Raw genomic sequence first — 15,681 nt, 5'->3', positions numbered from 1 at the left:
ATCTCCCTTACTGCTCCACGGAATGGCTGCTGGCGCTCGGCTGCTCTGGCGCGATCGCCTTACCCGTCTGTTTCCCATGCGCGGCGGCATAGGCCCACACGGGCGCATTGCGCTGCGTCGCCTGGGTTGCACTGACCCCGTTAAGCGCATCGGTCGCCGGGTCTTCCCCCTCAACAGCAACCGGGGAGGCCTCAGCAGAGACAGGAGCCGGCGGGACCACCGTGGCGTGGGTGATCTGTGGTAACGTCACCGTTCCGGCGGCCGGAACGGGTTCTGGTGGCAGCGCTTTGGCCACCACCGGACGCGAATAGGCGTCACGATCCAGAATCATATGATCGGCTGCCCGGCTTGTGGTCGGATCCTTGTCGTAGAGATCCACCAGCCTGTCGTCACGAAAGCAGAACAGGACCGTATGCTGCTGCGGGCGTGTTCCTGCCTTCACCGGCGCCCAGACAGCTTCGGACAGGCCAAGTGTTGCGATCCCGGTTACAACCTCACCGGCCGTCATCCCCGCCCGTCCGGCCGCGCTGAGGCCGGTTGTGTAAAGCCGGTAAATGTCACAGTCGCGGCCCTCACGCTGGACGGTCCCATCGGGTTTTCCAACCGCGGTAATGACACTGAAACGATCTGCGCCCTTGTGGAACTGACTCAGGCGCACCGGCTCGGGGGTAGGCGTCGAACTGCCGCATCCCGACAGGGCCACCAAGGCACCTGCCAGCAGGAATGTGACGGGTCTGCGGAAAGCTGATGGCATCGGACTGTTTCTCCATAAATCCTGCGCCGCGACAATCGCTGGCGCCATGAAGAAATCCTACCAATCCCGTTTGTGAGTACGATCACTCGCGGGTTGCTCGACTGGACAACACATTTCGAGCAACCGGACAGAGGCCAAGCCCCAGAAGGAGGAACGCCACACCTCCCAACGGCATATTCAGAAAAGCGCTGCTGGAGGCAAGGGGCCATTCCTGCATGACGAATGCCGCAAGCAGGCCCGCCTGCCAGGCCCGTTCGGCCGGATCCGTCACGAGAGGCGCGCACCCCCTTAACGGCGCCAGTAACGCCCATCCCCAGGCGATAATCATCAGCCCGAACCCGACCAGACCGGGGACACCACCATTGCTCAGGGCCTCGAGCCAGTGATTATGGGCATGTTGCACACAAATCCGTTCGCCACCACCATCGGGCACGGGAGCAAATGTCCCCGCCTTCTGAAAAACCGTATCCCGACAATGATGCCGGTAGGCATCGTAGCCCAGTCCGGTCAGCGGATGATCCTGCGCCATCATGAGCGCCCGGTTGTAGATCAGACCGTAATCGGAGCCTGCAAAATGTCGCAGCTGCCCCTCTGTCTTGAGCACAAGATGCCCGAAAGCCCCCGGGGCGGCGACCATGATCGTTGCAACAAACAGAGGCGTAAGGGCCAGAACAGCCAGAGCCTGGTAGCGCAATTTCGGCAGCAACACCGCCGCCACGCCCACCCCGAGCAGAAACGTGGCCAACGCCATGCGCTGTCCGGCCAGAACCAGAAGGGCCAGAACCAGCAGCAGGGTCATCGCAAAGGCCGTTGCCCGTACCCACCTCTGCCGGGCGCGCAATGCCAGAGCGGCCCCGGCCCATAGGGCCACCGGAAGAGCCAGCCGGGAGAAGGGTGCTGCGGCACGCGGCTTGTCATATGGACCGGTCAACGTCCCGTCCCCAAAGCGGGGGTTGCCAAAGAAATTGGATCCTGTCACCGCCTGCCAGAGAAGCTGCACGCCGATATAGACCACACAGGCCGTGACAATCCACCGCACCCGGGCCTGCGTCCGTGGATCCTGCAAGGTCCAGAACGCCAGAGCAAAAGCGGCTACCGGGAAGCGGAGAGCGACCAGCGCCTGGATCATGACGTCGACATCATCCGGCATGGCGGGCCAGGCACGCGGGACCGAGCAGAGCACGATCCAGCCCCACCACAGGAAGACCGGCCAGACAAAATATGACCGGATCCAGCGCCAGTCGCGGCACATCGCGCTCCTCATCAGAAATCCGATTGCCAGTCCATCCAGAATGCCCTCGGCGATCCCGCGGAAATGGACCAGGAAGACGGGAAGCAGAAGCGTCGCCCAGCCGCCGACCCGGTCGAGGCCCCGAAGGAACCCTGACGCCCCTGCCCTGTTTTCGTTCACGCCGGTTTCCCTCTGTTCTGATATGTCTGCGATCTGGACCTCATGATCCCGGCCTCCACCAGCATGCCGGTCTCGCGGCTGCGGGAGTCTCGCAGCGCGTAAAGACTGCGGTCAAGATAGAGACGACTGGTTGCACCGCGTTCCACCAGCGCCCGGAAATAGGCATCGCGCCGGTGGATGATGGCGCCCCGTTCGAGACGGGCTGCCATCATGATCACGCAGATCGCCGCCTGAAGGCGGCCCAGTACGACACAGGCCTGCCCCCACGCATGATGGGACACGCCGATCCGGCCGGAAAGATACTCCGCTCCGACAATCAGGTCCTCACTGGACGGACGGGCACTCGTACAGAACTCGCGCAGACCCGCACAGATCTCGAGATAGAACAGGGCGGTTCCCTTGAATCCCCGCAAGGCCGAGCGTCCCGTTTCCGCTGACGGTCGGTCGGGAAACTCCGGCTCCGCACGCCGCATTGCTTCAATGCGTTTGCGGCCTGTGGCCGCTACAGGAACTACTTCGTAAGAAGATTGAATGTTTTTTGTATTTGTATAGTGGGCCCCATTTTCGGGGCCCATGGGCCTCACTTTTGGTGTATATCGCTCTGATTTATCAGGGTTTTCCACAGGATGGGGCTGTGTGCCCTCTTTCCCGGCCCGATCAAGGGTCTCGTGAAGCGTCACCATGGCCTCATACAGGCCCTCGAGCGTCTCGATGCGGCGCACCCGCAGACGGGCCAGCATGATCCGAGCGGCTTCAGTGGCGGCATCATCCTGCCCGAGGCATTCCGCCCTCGCCCGCACAATCTCGTTGAGATCAGCAATCGCGGTCCGCAAAAACTGGATCCGCTCCCGGTTCTGGCGCGCCTGGTCCGCCAGCGCGAGAAGCTCGGGCCAGCGATAGCGCAGGGCGGCCAGATTGAATCCGACGCGCATCTCTCCATCCTGCCCCTGCCACCGTCGGCCCCGCTGGCCGTTGCGGCCGTCCTGGGGCACCAGAAACCTTGCCTCGGCCAGCTCACGGATATGACGCTGAAGGGCGGAGCGTGACAGGCCGGTCCAGCCCATCAGCGTCGCGTTGTGGGCATAGATGAACGGTGTGCCCAGAGGCTCCCAGTCTTCCGGACGCGTCTTCTCGACCATGACAATCAGGGTGGCCGCGGCCGCCCGGCTGACGGGCAGGCACCCGCGCAGGGATTTCAGCACATTGGCCACGTCCCATTTTCCCGGACAGGCCGGGGGCGGGGTCGTGAGTTCGTCACGTGCGGCGAGCATGGAAAGACTGAGCCGTCGCCGTCCCCGGCGCGACAGGGGCAGGGAGGGCGCAACCGCCTCCATCCCGGAAGATAGGGTCATCAGGTCGGTCCTGTCTGAGAAGGTCAGGGAACCACCTCCCGGCCAGGCCACAGACAAAATGCTCCCGTTCGCAATTTTTTACTTGCGTTTCCGACGGGGCGGACGTTAGATGAAGCCGATTTCTGTGGTGGCTTCATCTAACATCTCTACAAACTGCCAGGGCCCTGGCTCTTCCGATCGCCGAATCGGGGGAGGCAGGGTTTTTGGTATGAGCGGGCTACGTCATGGGGGTCCTCGTGCACGACTCGCCGCGACCGCCGGAATGACGGTGCGGGGACGATCAGACATCCTGCCGCCCTTTCGCGAAGGCAACAACCCGAAAAACCGGACTGAAGACAGTTTTCTCTTATTTATCCGTGGCTTGATGTGTCCAAATTGGCGCAGCGCCCTCATCCCGTCACCGCCTCCGATGCGCCGCTGCCCATGCGTTGGGCCACCGTCTGCTGATACTGCCCGACCGTCCAGCCACTCATATGGTTGGCCGCCAGGGTGCTGCTGGAGACGAATGCGCTCAGCGGCGTGCTGGCATTCTTTTCGGTGGCGATTTCCGCGCCGGCTTTCGTTCCGAACATGTAGGCGCCGTAAACCTGCGTTCCGGTCGCGGCCGTGCCCGTGGCCCGGCTCACGGCCGCCGAGTAGTCACTGATGATGGCGCTCGCGACCTTCGCCTGGGCTGCCGGGTCAGACCGGTCCGCGCTGCTCAGGCCCAGTTTCGACGCATACTGGTCCCAGGTGCCGTTGGTGATCTGCCATACGCCGTTGGCGCTCGAGGTGCTGTTGCCGACATTCTGGAAATGGCTTTCGATCTGCCCGAAGGCCGCCAGCGTATCCGGATTGATCCCGGCCGCCTGCGCGGCCGCCACGGCGTCAGCGCCATAGCTCTGGTTGAGCATCGACTGATAGGCGTCAGACGTGCCCCATGCGCCCTCATACGACGTGCTGGCCGTGCTCCCGGTCGTCTCGCCACTGCTGCTGACCGGCGCCGTGAAGGTGGGCGTGCCCAGCTCGGACGCGACCGGCACGACCTGCTGTGGCACGGAGGCCAGGGCAGCAGCCGGTATGAGCAGCGCCACGCTCCCGGCGAGGATGCGACGCGGCTCCCCGAAAACACGCCTCATGGCGCCGGATGGGTAAAGAGCACCATGCCGTCCGCCGCTTCGCCCGCCACCTCACAACGGGTCCTGGCGCCGGCGACCAGGGGACGATAGGGCACAACATCGCTCTGAGGGATCCACGCATACACCGTCCCTCGGCGCAGCACCTTGCGCCAGCCGTCGCGCACCTCGTCGGTCACGGCAATCTGGGGCGCTGCCGTGCCGATCTGGCGCGACGACGCCCGCGGTTCGGCGTAAAGAGGCTCGAAATCCTCTCGGGGGCTCATGCAGCGGACAGGCGTGGGAACCGGACGGGTCTCCTGTACGCCACCCCCCTGACCGGACGGGGGCGGTCCCCAGTCACGGGGACCAATCTCTTTCTGGCGCTCCTGCGAGAGGCGATCGAGCTGCTCAGCCGAAAGATGCTGTGCATGCGCGCAGGGGGGCACAAGAGCAATCAGGGCGGCGGCGAGCGGCGGCCAGGCGAATCGAAACATGAAGCAAGCTCCGGACTGTGAAACCTGCTCTCATGATGCGCGGGCCATTTGTGAGTGCGAACAGGAGGAGCATTTTTTTCGCGCGGCACTCACAAACGATGGCCGCAGGATGGGCGTCAGGAGGATTGATCCGATGCGTCCCTTACTGACCGCCCTCGTGGCGCTTTCCACGCCTGCCCTCGCGCTCGCCGCGCCTGCCTGTCCCGCGCCTGAACCGATTGCGCCAACGCCCCTCCCCGGGGCTGGCCCGGTCATGCCCCCGACCATCCCGGCCGCCGAGATTGCCGCGTCTCCGGCGCTGCGGCGCATTGTCAGCCATGGGGCGGTACTTTACCGCCTCCCGACCGAACACGGGCTCCATGCCGTGTTTGCCCGAAGTGGCAGTCAGTTCCGGGTGTTCTACCTCACGCCTGACGACCAGGCGGAGATCGGCGGCGTCATGTGGGACGCGGCAGGTCACAACATCACCCGCTCACAGGTGGCGGCGATCCCGGGAACCGTACCGACCGTGCACTGGGCCCCTGCGACCGCGCCGTCAGCCGGCGTTCCCGCGACGCAGCCCCCCGGCCAGGCCACGACTGATCCGGTGGCCCGGCTGGCTGCCGCGCATTTCGGGCTGGAAGGACGCGATGGTGCGCCAAGGGTCTACATGCTCATTGACCCGCTCTGCCCGTTCTCAACCCGGGCGTTCAGCGCGCTTGCGCCCTATACCGCCTCGGGCAGGCTTCAGCTTGCACTGGTGCCGGTCTCGATCAACGACCACGAGAACAACGGGGCCAGCACGCCTGCCGCCCTGGAACTGCTGTCGGCCGATCCGCACGCCATGGGCGATGTCTGGCGTCATCTCAGTGGCCTTGGACATGCGGATATGCAAAAGGCGCCGTCCCCCGTTGCCCAGGCCGCCCTGACTCTCAATCTCTCGGCCGCTCACGCCATTGGCATGCGCGGGACGCCAACGCTGGTCTGGAAGGACCGGACGGGCACGATACGGCAGGAGGCCGGAACGCCTGACGATCTGAACCAGTTCCTTGCGAGCCTGCCGTCATGAGGGCCAGGCGGGGATGGACACGGCGCGCGCTCTTGCTGATCGGTTGGCTGGCGCGCCCGTTTGTCTTTGCGTTCCGGCCAGGTTACCGGGCGGGCCGTGCCGGGATGCAGGCCCTGAGCCGGATTCCTGCGGACACCGTCCAGAAAACACTCGTTCTTCCGGATCAGGATGCCATCCGTTCAGAAGATGTGGCGACGCTGCAGGCTCTTGAGCAGACCCGCGCCCGAAGCCGCACACTGGGTCGTCTGTTCGGCGTACTGATGAGTGTGGACCTGATTTTCTGGAGCCGCACGGTGTTCGTGAGCGGAGCCGATATCTTCAGCCCGCCCAGCATCGTCAAACTCGCAATGGCCGTGGTTCTGGGAAGTCAGTTCCTTATTCTGGCGCTGACAAACTGGCAGGCCCGAACCGGTCAGGCGGGCGGGTTGCTGGCGTTCCTCTCAGACGGAAGGAATCTCTGGCCCCGATGAAACGACCGCTTGTCGTTGGCTGTTTAATCCCGGGTTTTCGGGTAGTAATCTCCGCATCGAGATGTTACATGTAACTGAAGGAGAAAACACCATGACGCCTGTTGCCATGCGCGTGCGGAAGCGCCGCGACACACTTCGAAAGGCGGGTCTCCGGCCCGTTCAAATCTGGGTTCCCGATACCCGCGCACCTGGGTTCGATGCCGAATGCCAGCGCCAGGCGGGACTGGTCGCTAAGGCAGACGCGCATGATCCATCCCTTGCATCCTTCCTCGACGCAGCGTCTGGTGATCTGGACGGGTGGGAGGCATGAAGCGAGGCGACTTCGTAACGGTCGCCCTGCAAGGAGATCTTGGTAAGCCACGGCCTGCTCTGGTCGTTCAGGCCGATCGCTTCGACGCGACAGCCGCCCTGACGATTTTACCCGTCACCAGCGCCCTTGTGGACGCTCCCCTGTTACGCGTGACAATTATACCGGACGAGCGAAACGGACTCCGTAAGGCCTCTCAGATCATGATTGACAAACTCAGCACGATCTCCCGGGAGAAGGTGAGCCCTGCTTTCGGGACCGCCAGTGATGCCCTCATGCTTTCCGTTAACCGCTCTCTGGCACTGTTCCTGGGGCTCACCTGAGCCCGCGATCTCGCCTCAGAACGTTCCCGCCCTGGCCGTCTGGTGATCAATCCCCCATTTTGCACCTTCGTAATCCGGGCGGTCGCCCTGATCGACAGGGTCGTTCGGCTTGACGATCGTGCCCTGTCTTGACGCAAGGGCAGGTTGCCAGACTGCCGGGGCTGACCCGTAAGGCGCGTAAGGATCAAACAGGGGATGCCTGACTTTCGGGGGTGGCGGGGCATTGTAGGACGCGACGGACCGGATGTTGCCATGTCCGCAGCCTGTGAGCCCCAGTAACGCGAAACCGAGCAGCGCAACAGAAAGAGTCCTCCCTGTCATGCGACGCTCGCCGCTGTTGGGCGCATGGACGCTCTCAGCGCCGCGAGCTCCGCCTCGGCTTTTTCCGCCCGTGCCTTCCACCAATCCCGGTTGGCGCGCCCTTTGACGTAGAGGTCGTCATATTTGGCCTGCAGCGTTTTCAGATCAGCCTTCGCCCGATCACGCTCTCCGCGGACGAGATCGAGACTGCGCCTTTCTTCGCTCAGTTCTTTCTCCGTGAGCTTGAGATTTTCCAGTGCTTTATGGCCCCAAGCCTCAAACTCGTCACGATTGCGTCTGACCACAGCAAGGCTTTCCAGCGCCTGGTCTCGCTCCTCCCTGAGCGTATCGCGCTCGGTTGCAAGGGCGTGATGCTGCGCCGACAGCGTATTATACAAGGCGACAAGATTATTATAGGCCGCCAGAGGAACCATATTCCCGACCTGCCGCGCCGCGCGCTCTGTGGCTTCCCTGATCCGGCAAAGCTGATCGAATTCAAGCATCCCTGCCATGATGTGGCTCTCCTATTCTTCGGTGGGACCGGCAATCAGCATGATGGAACGCGTTACCGGATCGACCGGTTGCGTGGCCGCGCCCTCGGCATTCCCCTCTGCAGATCCTATACTCCCGACAGATGTGACTGTGGCCCGCGCCATCTTGGCCGCCTTGTCTGTGGGTGCAGCAACCCCACGTCCTGTATTGCGCTCCGAGAAATCATCGCTGTCCACACGTCCGATGCTGGTCATGCCCGCCATGGCCGGAATATGGTGAGGCAGCGTCGAGATCAGGCGGAACGCCATGACCGCAAGGCTCATCTCCATCGTCACGAACATGCACAGCAGCACGATCAGGCCAATCAGATTGTCCATCGGCCGGCCATGATCAAACACGAAACCGGTGGCGACAGTAAAGCCTTTCATGATCAGCCATGAGATCGCTGCGAACAATGTGTAGCTGAACATAAGCCCGGCAATCATCATCACCGGCCGGAAAATAATGGTGAAGAGAATTTCGTAGCCCCGCAGGCCCCTGCCATGCAGCCCTTCGCCCTGAAACACCATATGCGCGAGCATCCACAGGGGAAAGCCGACCACCCCTTCGATCATCACCAGATACCACCCGGCCACGCCCGCCATCCAGTAGGCAAAGGGCGTCATCGGCAGGACGTAAGCCAGCGTGATCCCGGGGGCCAGCAACAGGAACGCACCTGCGAAGATAGGCGTCAGCAACGCCTTGATCAGGCCGCTTAGTGTAAAGGTGGCGGCCGAGGCCGCTGCGGCCGGCAGGTCGCCGGTCACGAGATTGGCGGCTGTGGCAAGGCCGCTCGCGGTCTTGCTGCTCGCCAGAGCCGCCGCGCCGATGATGGCGAGGGCTGTATGGATCAGGAGATGACCCAGACTGATCATGGCCCCGAGCGGATCTGTCCAGTCCGAACCGGATGTGGGTGAGATGATATGGTTGACGATGAAGGTCATCACACCGTTGGTGACCCCGACCGCCTGCAGCGCCCGATCCAGAGCGGTCTCGGTTGAATTCGGGATCTGCCCGTCATGGAACAGACGGGTGGCCCCGTCAGGTGCGCTGGCCGTATCGGTGCTGCTGATGGCCTTTTCCTGCGCGCCCTGATAGGCCTCGATCGCATCAATGGTCGGGGCGAGATCCTGCGTCAGGAGAGGTCCCAGCCCCTGCCAGCTTGGATAGGTGACCGACGGGACGATCGACGCCATCGACAGCACTTCCGCATTCAGCCGGGAGATTTCGAGGTAGTAGGCCCCCAGACCGCTCCATCCGAGGTTTTTCATCGCGACATAGCCGGAATCAGTCGTGGACGACGCGCCGTCGGAATACTGCGCCCGGATCCGGCTGACCATTCCGCTGGCGGCGGAACTCAGGGCGTTGGCATAACTGGCGCTCTGGTCCGACAGAACGGCATCCATCGCACGCAGGGCCGTGGCGTTGCGAGTCTGCCATAACGTGTCGGCCAGCGACGTCATGGCGGGACGGATCCCACTGATCAGGCTGTTCAGAGCCGCGACCTGCTGGGAGGCCATGCCCGAGAGATCGATTGTCGAGCCCATGAGCACCTGTGTGGCCTGGGTCGGGAGCATGACGCGGATGCTCCCGCAGGTCGCGGCACCCCCTGCATCGCCCTGAGCCAGAGCGTAATCGACGGTTACCGGCCGGCCGTTGCCGGGGTTCACGACCGAGGGTTCAGGGGCGAGAGAGTCATTATTCGCGGCCTTGTTGACGAGCGCCCGGCACAGTTCGCTCTCCATCACCGCCATGACAACCTGACGGGTGCCCGGAATAATGGGCTCGGCCAGAGGAAGGGCATCCGGACCGACCGCCTTTGCGACCACGTCATTGAGATTGCGCGCCATACCGACCGCCGTCTTCCCGGACTGGACAAGAATATACTGCCCGACCGAAAAGCCATTACTGGACGGAACCGGAACCATGAAGGCGGTCGCCATCACGATCCGGACCGGCACCCAGCCAGAGAAATGTGCGGAGAGGATCTTGCCGCTCTCTGCTGTCCTGTGAATCTGGATGATCGAGGCGTAGGAGATCCAGAACGCGGCAATCAGCATGGCATACGCGGAAATATACTGGATCATGGTCCCGGTCGCGGTGGACACCCCTGACGACATGGGGAAGAGGGAGTCCAGAACCCGGGCGGTCCAGTCGTCACCGGCGCTGAGATCGCTCCAGGACACGGCGTTCGCACCGTCTGCGGCCAGCGCCACGTGCGGCATGAGACAGAATGCCACCAGCGCGGCAAAGCCCGGAAAGGCCCGATCGCGGCCGAGGGAGCGGATCCAGCATGCCATCAGATTACAGTCCCGGGCTCGGGCTGTTGTCCGGAGCGCGTTCCCTTTCCTGCTGGCGCTCCCTGGTAAAAAAATTGCGGAACTGCTTCACCAGATTTTCAAGGGCGGTATTGATTTCCTTGAGAAGATCCTTTCCCGGCTCTCTCCCCGGGAGGCTTTCCAGCTTGTATGCCGTGCGCGCGGCATCTTCCTCGGCCGATTTGACGTTTGGCTCACCAACGGCATCGCGCTGAACGGCACTTGTCATGAGATTCTGCGTTTCCGCGCCAAGAGTGGCCGCGGACTGGCGCAACTTGTTCCAGGCGGCGGCAAAGGCCGGCGTCTCGCTGAACGTGGCGTCAAGCTGGGAACGCAGTTCCTTATAGGGGCCATCCGTCGTCATGCCGGCGATGACGGTCCGGGCGCCATCCTTTGACGCCTCCTTCTCGACGGCCCTGTCGAACGCCTCGAAGAACTCCTTGCCAACAGTCCGCAGGACCGTGATGTCCTCTTCGAGCGCGTGAGTCGCGTCGCGCACTTTCCTGACCCGCTCCTCGATAAAGCGCGCCCGACTCCTGGCAGCCTGCTCGCCGCTCCAGTTCGCAAACTGACTGCGCATGGAAGCACCCGGGGCTGCTAGAGTGCTTGCCGCCGTGTCCGGTCTCGAGACCACCGGCTTCGTATCATTGCCCTCCTGCTGAGGGGACGACGCATTCGGCTGCTTTTGCACGGACGCGTCCTGATGCGGTTTTTGCTGGGGCCGGGCAGAGCCTCCCTGCGGCGCTGCACTATTTTCTGTGGACGGAAGAACATTTTCTACTTCCGTCGCTCGCTTATTATCTTCAGCGCGTACGGCGTCGTCCCGTGCGGCTCCACCGGGAGCGTTACCGTTTTCCGGGGGGCCAGCTTCTGCCGGACCTGCCGGGGGACGTCCGTCCCTCTGGCGGGCGTCATCTTCCGCTGCCCGACTCATTTCCGCTTCCCGTTCAAACGAAGCCTGATAACCGGGATCGTCCGCAAAATGGTCTGGTGGGCCATCGGCTTCGCGGTCTCCTTGACCGCCATTATACGGATCCCCTGGATTAAATCCGTCCTGCGGCATGTCACCGGGAACAGCAACCGGTGCGTCCGGCGTTACGGGCTGGTCTGCGGCAGGCGCAGCCTCCGCCGGAGACGGCGGCGTCAGGCCGGCCGCTTCTTCGCCCCGCTCCGTCTGCGCGGGTGAGGCTGCCATGGCAGGTTCGACCGGCTGCTGGGCCACGTTTTCAACCGGCGGTGTGGCTTCTGGTGCTGGTGCTGGTGCTGGTGCTGGTGCTGGTGACGCAACGGCCTGACCGAACCGGTAGTCAAGCACGGCGGCAATCCGTGCGGCGACAACGGACGCCTGTTCTTCCGGAGACATGGCGGCGACCTCGAGCGCCTTCTGCCGGATATCCTGGACAAGGGCGCGATCGTCCAGCTCCCCCGTCCGCTCCAGAAGCGAGCGGATTTCCTCATTTTCAAGGCCGGGCACAGCGCCGGCGAAGTTCTGCAGCCCAGCCAGAACCACTGGCGAAATCCGGGGCGGCTCGCCCGTTCCGCTAAAGGCCTGCCAGTCCTGCACGAGCCATGCGACCTCGGTTGTAAACCGGGCGTCCTGTTCAAGAGCGGGATCGCCACGAAGCCTGTCACGCAGGTCTGCGAGTTCTTTCCCCAACCCCCGTTCGGCCTCCGGAAGACGGGCCTGTTGCGCATCAAGGGCAGCCAGTGCTGATCCAAGCGGACCAGGAGGCGGTGTCAGCGTTTCCGACATGTCAGACAGCTCCTTCTTCTATTGCAATGTTGTCGTGGGAACAGGCATGGGCGACACGGGCCTCAGCCGATGTTCCGCCTCGATCGCAAGGCGGTCGGCCTCCATCAGGGCGCGCTGCTGATCCAGTTTGTACTGCTGCCAGAGCAGCCAGTTCCTCTGGCTATCAAGCATCGCGATCTGGATCAGAACGGATTTCGGGCTCGGCATGGCCTGCAGATCCGCCTGCCAGTCCGTCCCACTGTATTTGCGATTGATCTCCAGTTCCGTGGCCTCGTATTCGCTGCCGACATCCGTATTGCGGATCCCTTCGCGCGTCGCCTCGGCTTTCTGGGCTGTGCTCAGGGTGACGGTGTTGGCGTGCCAGCCGACAATGTCGTCGCCGACATGCTGGGCAAGGGAGATGGCCGCATTATAGGACCGCCTGCCGGGTAGTGCGGCCTGTCCTTCAATTGATGTCAGGTTGCTGCCGCGAAGGGCCGCGGGCGCGAATGGCTGGATAAGTGTTGTCGCATAATCATTGGCCCGGGTGATCGCTGTCTTGTCGGTATACACCGGGGTCGACAGCAGGCTGCCGACATTCTGGTCGGCGTCACGCTGGTCCTCGTTGGCAAGCGAGCACACACCGGCATCCGCTTCGGCATCGGAGCAATACAAGCTGAAATGATTGTTATTCGCGGCCTGGGCCGCCTGTCCTGCGCCTTCCCATGCCGGCGTGCCCTTGTGGGCCTGTGCGCGAAGATCCTTGCCCTTGTCGAGCGCGGCGGCAACATCGCCTCCATTACGGGCCGCGACTACGGCCGCCTGGCCGCCTTCAAGGTTCAGGCAGTCCTGCCGGTTGACAGCATGATTGTCCCGCTGCTCGGCATTGCGCACATCACGGGCAAGGCGCGCCTGAACGAGGTTGTTCGCATCGGAGATCTGCTCCTGAGCGCCAACCTGAGCCTTCATGTAATTGCTGAGCTGGGTGAAGCCGCTGCCAAGGGACCCGTTGATCAGGCCGAGGCTGGAGTTCAGAGCGGAACTGGTTGCCTTGATCACGCTATCCATGGCGCCCTGCAAGGCCCCGATTGCGGCAACGATCGCTCCAGAGTCAAACAGGGCATAGGCCGGCCTCGGCGCCGCCAGCACCCCCAGCCCGAACGCAAAGGCTGCGATCACGACAATGCGCAGCCGTTTTTTCAGAAACAGGCTCATTGTGATGTCGTCGAAATGCCGGTGCTGGTGCCGACCAGGTCAAGGGAATAGCCATCCGGAAGCTGGGTTGTGCCGCTCACATCCCACGATGTATTTCCGGTATTGTTGGTTCCGGCGCTGATGAGACTGTCTCCGCCACCCCCGAGATTGAGGGTCGGACAGAAGCTTCCGGCTCCGAGGCCGAGATTGAAATTCGTATCGAGACCCGTCACGGAGAGGCCACACTGGGTTGTGCCCTGCAGACTGTCCCATTCGGATGTCAGTTCGGAGCAGACCTTCCCCATGACGGACTGGGCGATGGACGCGACATTGAGGCCACTGGTAATGACATCCAGGCCGATGCCGTTAAAGAAATTGCCCAGACAGGTGAATTTGGTGACCGATTGCGGCTGGTGGATCGTGGCGTCATCGGCCTTGAGATCAGCAGCCAGTCCTGTGGCGGCGGCCTGCACGAGCTCCTGACATCCCGCCGGTGTATCCGCGGACCATGCCCCTGTGGCCGGTGTCATCACCATGAGAAGAGTGAAAACCGCACCGGACGTTGTCATCCGGCGTCTCATGACGGCTCCTCCTTCTCGACGGCTGGAGGCGTTTGCAGCGCGATATCAGGAAAAAGGTCTCTTACGCAGGTGAGGACGACCCGGGCCCGCTCGACCGTCAGCCACTGGCCTTCGGCCTGCTTCGCCTCCTGCCTCTGCCGCAGGACGGCTTTCTTACGCGCTTTCTGTCGCTCCTCGGTAACGACCCTGAGCGTCCCGATGAGGGACATGATTCGACGCTCTCCCGACGGCTGCACGACGGGCGCCTGTCCCTCGCCCTCGGCCAAAAGGGTCTTTCCTGTCTCGTCTGGTCCCCTGTCATCCATTTCTGGCACTGCTCCGAAACTCGTTGCTTCAGGAGGAGTTTGCCTGTGTCGTATGTGAGTGCGCGCACGCACTGACCACTTAAGGTGGGCAACCATCTCTTGCCTTAAAGGAGGCTGGGCCTCACCATAGTGATATCCCGATATCGGAGGCAGAGATGAAGCAGTTTGTCATACGAAATCTGAACGATGACGTTCATGCGGCCATTCGCCAACGGGCGGTTCGTCATGGGCGTAGCCTTGAAGCTGAGGTCCGGGAAATTCTTGCCCGGGCCGCCGCAGAAGAGGCGTCGGCAAAAAACACGGCCGGTCGCGGTCATCGCATCGCCGCCCGGTTTTCCAGGATCGGGCTGCGCAAGGGCGAGGAAATTCCCGAACATAGGGGCAGTATGGCTCGATCCGCAGAGTTTAGCTGATGCTCATACTCGACACGAACGTCATCTCCGCGCTCATGCACTCCAAACCGGACAGGGCGGTAATTTCCTGGCTGGACCGGCAGACAGATGAACTGCTGAGAACGACAGCAATCACCGTTTTCGAAATCCGCTTTGGACTAATGCGACTACCAGCGGGGCGCAGACGACGCGCTCTCGAAAGTGCCTTCACGGTCGTTCTGGCAGAAGAACTCGGCGGCGGCGGCCTCGAGTTCGACGATCGGGCCGCAGAGGCAACGGCTCTTCTTGCTGCAGAGCGTCAGGCTGCGGGCACCCCGGTTGATTTCAGAGACACGGCAATTGCTGGCGTTGCAATAGCATACAGGGCGACGCTGGTAACACGGAACCTGAAGCATTTCGCGGGACTACCCGTTCCGGTTATCTCCCCGTGGAATGAGGTGGCAGCCTCACCAGGTTGACCGCCGATTCGCGGGGCAGGATGATGCCGTTTCTGGCGTGTCCGGAGCCGCCAGAAAGACGCGGTTTGCAAGCGCTTCAGATATGCAATTTACGCATGCTATACTAGCTCGGGGCACATAAGCGGGTGTTTGGCCCGGTTTTCCGAGTCTTTTTCGTACTGTTGCAAATCTGAACTTTGCAGCAAAAACAAGGCATTACTTGTTACACTTCGTTATTATTCATGCTAGATTCACGAAGGACTGCCCCCTCTAGCAAAGGACAGAAGGTCGATGCAGCACGGCGCAATCGTCTTTTACAGACCACCCCAGACACCGGTCATGGCGCCGGCGATCCCGGCGCTTACGACAACACTGTATGAAACGATCGGTGAATGGCGCGCCAGTCCTCACTACAGACCCGAACCAAAACGGCGTGTCCGCTTCTGGCTCTACCACGAAGAAGAGTTTCTCGTGCAGTCTTATCCGACGGCGATGCCGGCCCGTCAGATCGCGGAGGAACTGGGGCGTTCCCTCGGCGCGGTACGCGCCAAGGCGCGCGCCCTCGGGGTACGTCGTCCGCTGCGCGGACGGGCGGCTGACGCCGCCAGGGCATTGACCCCCCCCCCCCCCCCCCC

General features: G+C 62.7%; 18 protein-coding genes and 1 pseudogene. 7 read left to right on the top strand and 12 right to left on the bottom strand.

The genetic code is table 11. The annotated features are described in order from the left end of the window. Positions 1–7: 7 nt before the first annotated feature. The 5 genes from GJA01_RS12840 to GJA01_RS12820 all read right to left on the bottom strand — a co-directional run bounded on the left by GJA01_RS12840 (position 8) and on the right by GJA01_RS12820 (position 5,108). A complete protein-coding gene (locus tag GJA01_RS12840) occupies positions 8–754 on the bottom strand; it encodes a hypothetical protein (protein WP_062502581.1) in 747 nt (248 codons plus the stop codon). Between the two features lie 82 nt (positions 755–836). After that, positions 837–2,165, bottom strand: coding sequence for an O-antigen ligase family protein (locus tag GJA01_RS12835; protein WP_062502582.1), 1,329 nt, complete (start codon positions 2,163–2,165; stop codon positions 837–839). After that, positions 2,162–3,517: a replication initiation protein RepC gene (gene repC, locus GJA01_RS12830; RefSeq protein WP_253783102.1), complete on the bottom strand. Its 1,356-nt coding sequence runs from the start codon at positions 3,515–3,517 to the stop codon at positions 2,162–2,164. Before repC ends, GJA01_RS12835 begins: the two co-directional genes overlap by 4 nt. A 389-nt stretch (positions 3,518–3,906) precedes the next feature. Continuing rightward, positions 3,907–4,635, bottom strand: a complete 729-nt coding sequence (locus GJA01_RS12825; RefSeq protein WP_253783104.1) for a transglycosylase SLT domain-containing protein — start codon at positions 4,633–4,635, stop codon at positions 3,907–3,909. Continuing rightward, entirely contained in the window at positions 4,632–5,108 is a 477-nt protein-coding gene (locus GJA01_RS12820; protein ID WP_099282400.1) for an SH3 domain-containing protein, read from the bottom strand. The genes GJA01_RS12825 and GJA01_RS12820 overlap by 4 nt, the downstream gene beginning before the upstream one ends. On the opposite strand from GJA01_RS12820, the gene GJA01_RS12815 reads away from it, so the two are divergent. The 4 genes from GJA01_RS12815 (at position 5,107) to GJA01_RS12800 (ending at position 7,256) form a co-directional block, all read left to right on the top strand. Then, positions 5,107–6,156: a DsbC family protein gene (locus GJA01_RS12815; protein WP_255312282.1), complete on the top strand. Its 1,050-nt coding sequence runs from the start codon at positions 5,107–5,109 to the stop codon at positions 6,154–6,156. The two genes, GJA01_RS12820 and GJA01_RS12815, sit on opposite strands and share 2 nt — an antisense overlap. A gap of 32 nt (positions 6,157–6,188) precedes the next feature. Then, positions 6,189–6,626, top strand: coding sequence for a hypothetical protein (locus GJA01_RS12810; protein ID WP_062502408.1), 438 nt, complete (start codon positions 6,189–6,191; stop codon positions 6,624–6,626). Between the two features lie 91 nt (positions 6,627–6,717). Next, positions 6,718–6,936, top strand: a complete 219-nt coding sequence (locus tag GJA01_RS12805; protein WP_061487424.1) for an antitoxin MazE family protein — start codon at positions 6,718–6,720, stop codon at positions 6,934–6,936. Then, complete coding sequence (locus tag GJA01_RS12800; RefSeq protein WP_062502409.1) at positions 6,933–7,256, top strand: type II toxin-antitoxin system PemK/MazF family toxin; 324 nt, start codon at positions 6,933–6,935, stop codon at positions 7,254–7,256. Before GJA01_RS12805 ends, GJA01_RS12800 begins: the two co-directional genes overlap by 4 nt. Before the next feature lie 15 nt (positions 7,257–7,271). Here GJA01_RS12800 and GJA01_RS12795 read toward each other — a convergent pair whose 3' ends face one another. From GJA01_RS12795 to GJA01_RS12765, 7 genes are read right to left on the bottom strand one after another with little or no spacing between them, the layout of a single operon-like run. After that, positions 7,272–7,577, bottom strand: a complete 306-nt coding sequence (locus tag GJA01_RS12795) for a hypothetical protein (protein ID WP_062502410.1) — start codon at positions 7,575–7,577, stop codon at positions 7,272–7,274. After that, positions 7,574–8,068, bottom strand: a complete 495-nt coding sequence (locus GJA01_RS12790) for a hypothetical protein (RefSeq protein WP_062502411.1) — start codon at positions 8,066–8,068, stop codon at positions 7,574–7,576. Before GJA01_RS12790 ends, GJA01_RS12795 begins: the two co-directional genes overlap by 4 nt. 12 nt (positions 8,069–8,080) lie before the next feature. Then, positions 8,081–10,387 carry a DotA/TraY family protein gene (locus tag GJA01_RS12785; RefSeq protein ID WP_099282398.1) on the bottom strand — a complete coding sequence of 769 codons (2,307 nt, stop codon included), beginning with the start codon at positions 10,385–10,387 and terminating at the stop codon, positions 8,081–8,083. 4 nt (positions 10,388–10,391) lie between these two features. Next, positions 10,392–12,158: a hypothetical protein gene (locus GJA01_RS12780; protein ID WP_062502440.1), complete on the bottom strand. Its 1,767-nt coding sequence runs from the start codon at positions 12,156–12,158 to the stop codon at positions 10,392–10,394. A gap of 18 nt (positions 12,159–12,176) precedes the next feature. Continuing rightward, positions 12,177–13,316, bottom strand: a complete 1,140-nt coding sequence (locus tag GJA01_RS12775; protein WP_253783056.1) for a hypothetical protein — start codon at positions 13,314–13,316, stop codon at positions 12,177–12,179. A gap of 32 nt (positions 13,317–13,348) precedes the next feature. Further along, a complete protein-coding gene (locus GJA01_RS12770; protein WP_231873559.1) occupies positions 13,349–13,912 on the bottom strand; it encodes a hypothetical protein in 564 nt (187 codons plus the stop codon). After that, entirely contained in the window at positions 13,909–14,217 is a 309-nt protein-coding gene (locus GJA01_RS12765) for a hypothetical protein (RefSeq protein WP_062502441.1), read from the bottom strand. The genes GJA01_RS12770 and GJA01_RS12765 overlap by 4 nt, the downstream gene beginning before the upstream one ends. Positions 14,218–14,372: 155 nt before the next feature. Between GJA01_RS12765 and GJA01_RS12760 the strand changes: the two genes are divergently transcribed. The 3 genes and pseudogenes from GJA01_RS12760 to GJA01_RS12750 all read left to right on the top strand — a co-directional run. Then, positions 14,373–14,630, top strand: a complete 258-nt coding sequence (locus tag GJA01_RS12760; protein WP_082785169.1) for a FitA-like ribbon-helix-helix domain-containing protein — start codon at positions 14,373–14,375, stop codon at positions 14,628–14,630. After that, entirely contained in the window at positions 14,630–15,067 is a 438-nt protein-coding gene (locus tag GJA01_RS12755; RefSeq protein ID WP_062502443.1) for a type II toxin-antitoxin system VapC family toxin, read from the top strand. Before GJA01_RS12760 ends, GJA01_RS12755 begins: the two co-directional genes overlap by 1 nt. 270 nt (positions 15,068–15,337) lie before the next feature. Next, positions 15,338–15,681: pseudogene (locus GJA01_RS12750) on the top strand (hypothetical protein); the annotation flags it as partial.

Origin of the sequence: Gluconobacter japonicus (genome assembly GCF_002723975.1) — a bacterium.
Classification (GTDB): Bacteria; Pseudomonadota; Alphaproteobacteria; order Acetobacterales; family Acetobacteraceae; genus Gluconobacter; species Gluconobacter japonicus.
Note: the sequence above shows the minus strand (reverse complement) of the source record. Positions and strands in the feature narration are given on the sequence as shown.